General features: G+C 43.0%; 6 protein-coding genes. 5 read left to right on the forward strand and 1 reads right to left on the reverse strand.

Going from position 1 to position 5782, the window contains the following annotated elements:
* Positions 1 to 134 precede the first annotated feature (134 nt).
* Positions 135 to 329, reverse strand: a complete 195-nt coding sequence (locus tag PX636_RS21645) for a hypothetical protein (RefSeq protein ID WP_288118820.1) — start codon at positions 327 to 329, stop codon at positions 135 to 137.
* 358 nt (positions 330 to 687) lie between these two features.
* On the opposite strand from PX636_RS21645, the gene PX636_RS21650 reads away from it, so the two are divergent.
* The 5 genes from PX636_RS21650 to PX636_RS21670 all read left to right on the forward strand — a co-directional run bounded on the left by PX636_RS21650 (position 688) and on the right by PX636_RS21670 (position 5754).
* Positions 688 to 1038, forward strand: a complete 351-nt coding sequence (locus tag PX636_RS21650) for an STAS domain-containing protein (RefSeq protein WP_061430784.1) — start codon at positions 688 to 690, stop codon at positions 1036 to 1038.
* Positions 1039 to 1330: 292 nt separating this feature from the next.
* Positions 1331 to 2260 (forward strand): CoB--CoM heterodisulfide reductase iron-sulfur subunit B family protein, encoded by a 930-nt coding sequence (locus PX636_RS21655; protein WP_288118823.1) that lies wholly within the window; start codon positions 1331 to 1333, stop codon positions 2258 to 2260.
* Positions 2261 to 2282: 22 nt separating this feature from the next.
* Entirely contained in the window at positions 2283 to 2615 is a 333-nt protein-coding gene (locus PX636_RS21660; RefSeq protein ID WP_012267140.1) for a BON domain-containing protein, read from the forward strand.
* A 329-nt stretch (positions 2616 to 2944) separates the two neighbouring features.
* Positions 2945 to 5497: a leucine--tRNA ligase gene (gene leuS, locus PX636_RS21665; protein WP_288118826.1), complete on the forward strand. Its 2553-nt coding sequence runs from the start codon at positions 2945 to 2947 to the stop codon at positions 5495 to 5497.
* 128 nt (positions 5498 to 5625) lie between these two features.
* Positions 5626 to 5754, forward strand: a complete 129-nt coding sequence (locus PX636_RS21670) for a hypothetical protein (RefSeq protein ID WP_260324585.1) — start codon at positions 5626 to 5628, stop codon at positions 5752 to 5754.
* The last annotated feature ends 28 nt before the right edge of the window (positions 5755 to 5782 follow it).

The raw sequence follows: 5782 nt of genomic DNA on the forward strand, positions 1-5782 counted from the left end.
TGATCGCTAAATGTCTTTCTATATAATGGTTTCATCCCTTATAACCCCGTCCATTGCATAAAACGAACCGAAAGGCCATCAGTGAACTGATAACTCACCACTGATAACTGATAACTGATAACTGATAACTGAAGTTACCGACGCGGAACGAGATTAATCCGGCCCTCGTCCATTTCATCCATGAGTAACTCTAGGGCCTCGTAATCCACATCGGAAACGTAGCCAAGACGAGCGAGGAGTTCATTAATTCCGTTTTCGATTTCTGGCGTGATTTGACGATAATATAGGGCTTGTTCCACTAATTGGCGGATAGTCTGCTGGGTATCCACAATTTCCTTACTCTAGTTCAATAAATCTAGTTTCTGTATCCTGCTTTACTTTATTTCAGCAAAAATACCAGTATAATGCTGGGTCATCATCAGTCATTCGGGATTAGAGCTTAAACCTAACGACTTTCCCCTAGTATTCGCCCTAATAAGCCTTGATCACTGTTCCTCTTTACTCCCTGGACCATCAGGTTAACCTAAAAGTGGTTCCTTCCTAAAGGGGAAAGATTAAGAAAAGATTAATCTTTTCAGGAGAGGGAAAATATATCAAGACGAAGGTTGCAAAATCAGAAAGTTAGGACATAATAGCGGTATCTGATCTCCAGTTAAAAGGTTCATTTATGAATTTCAAAGCCCAGCCATGAAAAGTCCTGTAAAAGTCCCGGAAATTGCTCTATTTGAGCCAAACGGCTATATTACCGCCGCTAACGTCCTAGAATTTCAAGAGCAGCTCACCAATCTGGTTAACCGGAGTCGCTCTATCACTTTTCTCGTGGATATGAGTAGGGTGGAATTCCTCGACAGCGCTGGATTAATGGCTTTAGTTACTGCCTTTCGTCTGGCTCAAAGTCAAGAAAAATCCTTCAATATCTGTTCTATTCCACCTTCAGTCAAGATTATCTTTGAATTAACCCAACTCGATCGGGTTCTCTCGATTTTCCCTAGCCGTGCTGACTTTGATGCTGTCATCACCCTCCCCCAAGCGGCGTAAGCAGACAAAATAGGGTTTCTCGCCGTAATTTCTCGGCTGCACTCTCAATTCTACCAATAAATCACCTCTTGACCGGGCAGATTCCCATTTGTACAACCGACTCCTCAGGACAACAAATTTTCTCAAGGAGAGCCATTATACTGTTGAGATGGCTCTCCTACTTTTGGGATATTATTTCTCGGGGCAAACTCCCATAAAGTTGTTGGGAGCAGCTCACAAAAGGCTGTCTATTAAGAAATTCCATGACTTTAGTAATGACAGGGGGGAAGGGGGGCAAGATGGTAGATAGGTAATGAGTAGTAATTTCCTAGAATCCATGACAGTCAAAAATCTCCAGTATGCTTATTTTCCCGGTTGTGTCGCCCAAGGTGCCTGTCGGGAACTATATTTATCCACGGCAGCCCTGACGGAAGCTTTGGGGATTAATTTAGTCGAACTCAAAAAAGCTGCCTGTTGTGGTTCGGGAACCTATAAGGAAGATTCGCAACTCTTGGAAGATACCGTCAATGCGCGCAATATTGCCCTAGCGGAAGCCCTCAATTTACCCCTGTTGACTCACTGTAGCACCTGTCAAGGGGTGATCGGTCATGTGGATGAGCGCTTGAAGGAAGCAAAGCATAATAATCCCAATTATGTTGAGGAAGTTAATAATTATTTACAGAAAGAACATTGTTCCCCCTACCAAGGTACGACGACGGTTAAGCACCTACTCTGGGCAATTGTCGGCGATTATGGCTTAGATAATCTGGCGGCCAAGGTGGTTCGTCCCTTATCAGGCTTAAATTGTGCCAGTTTTTATGGTTGTTATCTCCTGCGAGCCCAGGATACTCTCCCCTACGATAATCCTTTTCAGCCGGAATCCCTAGAAAATGTCTTTCGGGTGGTGGGAGCAAATCCGATTTATTATCAAGGACGCACTCAATGCTGTGGTTGGCCCCTGTCCAGTTATGCCACCACCCAATCGTTCCAAATGGCAGGAAAACACATTTTAGAGTCCATGGCAGCGGGGGCCGATTGTTTAGTCACCCCTTGTCCTTTATGCCATCTTAATCTTGATTCCCGACAACCGGAAGTGGCAAAAGTGATCGGTCGAAGTTTAGGTTTACCCGTGTTACATTTTTCCCAATTAGTCGCTTTAGCGGTGGGAGTGAGTCCCGATCGTTTAGGATTAGATAGACACATCGTTTCCACCAAATCTCTGTTAAAGAAATTGGGGTTTTAGAACTCAATCAGGAGTGTTAGCAATGGATTGGTTAAAAAGAATTTTTGGCTTAGATAAACCGGCCGATGCCGCTAGTGCGATCGCGGGGAAAGCCGCTGCTGCGGGTATTCCCCCCGAAAGAGTCGGATTAGATGGAAAATACGACGAAAGCGGCCTAGCTAAACGAGTAGTTTTAGCTTTTGACGAGACACCGGATTTAGCTGATGAAGACAAATTGTGGGTCGCTCAAACTGGTGGTAAAGTTGTACTAAAAGGCAAGGTTTCCAATCAGGCGACTTTAAATAAAATGGTGGCAATTGCCAGTAAAGTCCATGGGGCAACCAGCGTCGATACCAGTCAAGTAACTATTGGGTGAAGTCGAACGGCTGTTAACCTCTTGTAAAAATCAAAAATTGTTGTTAGGGTTAGGAGTCAGTAGCCAGTAGTCAGTAGTCAGGAGAATTAAGAATGAATAATAATCAGTTAAATGGTCTATTTACAGATTTTATGCGATTTAATCCTTATTTTTGACGTTTTTGAACCCTCAAAAGTTAATTATGCAAGAGGTTTAATATTCGCCGTGAAAATTAACCACTAAAACCCAGAGGGTTTTTGCTAGGGTAGATAACCCCAAGACTGGCAATCGCCCCCAGCCGGCTGCGGTAAAATGGGAGGGATAGATACAACTCAGGAGAAAAGACCCCAGTGCCGTACAACCCCGCAGAAATCGAACAGAAATGGCAGAAGATTTGGCAGCAAATGGGATTGGACAAAACCCCAGACAACGCCGATAAACCGAAATTTTACGCCCTCTCCATGTTCCCCTATCCATCGGGCAACCTGCACATGGGTCACGTTCGCAACTATACTATCACCGATGTGATTGCCCGTCTGAAAAGAATGCAGGGTTATCGCGTGCTGCATCCCATGGGGTGGGATGCTTTCGGATTACCCGCAGAAAATGCCGCCATTGAAAGGGGAGTTCCTCCGGCAAAATGGACTGATCAAAATATTGCCCAGATGAAACGGCAATTACAACAGTTAGGATTATCTATCGATTGGGAAAGAGAAGTTGCCACCTGTTCCCCGGAATATTATCGTTGGACCCAATGGCTATTTTTACAGTTTTTTGAATCAGGATTAGCCTACCAAAAAGAAGCGGCAGTGAATTGGGATCCTATCGATCAAACTGTCTTGGCCAATGAACAGGTAGATAGTGAAGGAAAATCTTGGCGATCGGGTGCTAAAGTAGAAAGAAAATTACTCCGGCAATGGTTCCTAAAAATCACCGATTATGCCGAACAATTACTCACTGATTTAGATAAACTTACCGGTTGGCCAGAACGGGTTAAAACCATGCAGGCCAACTGGATTGGTAAATCGGTAGGTGCTTATTTAGAATTTCCTCTTGTTAACTCCACAGAAAAAATTGCCGTTTTTACCACTCGTCCCGATACGGTTTATGGAGTCACTTATGTGGTACTTGCTCCCGAACATCCCTTAACTTTACAAGTTACCACTCCCGAACAAAAATCGGCCGTAGAAACTTTTATTCAAGAGATAGCCAGCGAAAGCGAATTAGAAAGAACTGCCGAAGATAAACCCAAACGCGGTATTAAAACCGGAGGACTGGCAATTAATCCTTTTACTGGTGAAGAAATTCCGATTTTAATTGCTGATTATGTCCTCTACGAATACGGGACGGGGGCAGTGATGGGAGTCCCGGCTCACGACAGTCGCGATTTTAAATTTGCTCGGGAAAATAACCTACCAATTAAGATAGTTATTACTCCAGAAAGTGGCGAAATTGAGTTAAAAGAGGCCTATACAGAAGCGGGAATTATGATTAATTCCGCTCAATTTAATGGACTGAATTCCCAAGAAGGAAAAACCGCTATTATTGATTATGCCACTGCCCAAGGTTACGGCAAAGCTAGAATACAATATCGCCTCCGGGATTGGTTAATTTCCCGTCAAAGATATTGGGGTTGTCCGATTCCAGTTATCCACTGTCCTAACTGTGGAACCGTGCCAGTACCTATCGATAATTTACCCGTTACTTTACCAGAAAATGTCGAATTTAGCGGTCGAGGTGCTTCCCCTTTAGCCAAATTAGAAGACTGGGTAAATGTGGATTGTCCTCGCTGTGGAACTCCCGCAAAACGGGAAACCGACACCATGGATACCTTTATCGATTCTAGTTGGTATTTCCTCCGTTATACCGATGCTAAAAATGAAGGTATACCCTTTCAATTCGAGAAGGTTAATGATTGGATGCCCGTGGATCAATACGTCGGAGGAATCGAACACGCTATCCTACATTTACTCTATTCTCGTTTCTTTACCAAAGTTTTAAGGGACCGAGGTTTAGTTAATGTTGATGAACCTTTTAACCGTCTGTTAACCCAGGGAATGGTACAGGGATTAACCTACAAAAATCCCGAAACTGGCAAATATGTCCCCGCAGAAAATGTTATCTATAAAGAGGATAAATATTGCGATAAAGACACGGGAGAAGTTCTATCTTTCTTCTTTGAAAAAATGTCTAAGTCGAAATATAACGGCGTTGATCCTCTGAAAGTTCTCGAAAAATACGGGGCCGATACTGCCCGAATGTTTATACTTTTTACCGCACCCCCAGAAAAAGATTTACAGTGGGATGATGCGGGGGTAGAAGGACAATTTCGCTTTCTTAATCGGGTGTGGCGTTTAGTCAGCGAATATATTGAAAATAAAGCCAAGCAAGTCAAAAAAATAGAGACTTTCTCGAAAACTGACAAGGATTTAAGACGGGCAATTCACACCGCTATTAAAGAAATCTCCGAGGATTTAGAAGGAGATTATCAATTTAATACCGCCATTTCCGAATTGATGAAACTCAGTAACGCTTTAGGGGATAATAAGTGTTTTGCATCCCCCATTTATCGGGAAGGAATCGAAACCTTATTAATCTTACTTTCCCTCTTTGCTCCCCATCTTAGCGAAGAATTATGGCAAGCTTTAGGCCATAGCCAATCAATTCACCTGCAACCCTGGCCAAAAGTTGATCCTACTGCCCTGATTGTGGACGAGATTACCCTTGTCATCCAAATTTTGGGAAAAACCAGAGGCACGATACAAGTTCCCGCTAGTGCCGATAAAAGCACCCTAGAAACCCTCGCCCTGGAATCAGAAATCGCCCAACGTTATTTAGAGGGCAAGGAAATCAAAAAAGTGATTGTTGTCCCGGGCAAATTAGTTAACTTTGTCGTGGTTTAAATGACAGCAATTATCACAATGGTAGGGAATTAAGAACTTTTTCAGTTATCAGTAACCAGTTAGATTAACACTTTAGATGGCAAAATAGAAACTATACAATTAGTATTGTCTGTAAATAAGAACAACCTATGAATATTGAATCAACTAAAGTTACTGCTGAAGAAATTGCCCAGTTTCGCGCTGAATTGGCAGACAATCCAAGTGCGATCGCTGCTTTAGATGCCGACGATATGGCGATTTATTTTTGCGTTTCTTGAGAAGGTAATAATAATGGAGTTAAGGCAA

This window comes from Microcystis sp. M53598_WE2, from assembly GCF_030067735.1.
Taxonomy (GTDB): Bacteria; Cyanobacteriota; Cyanobacteriia; order Cyanobacteriales; family Microcystaceae; genus Microcystis; species Microcystis aeruginosa.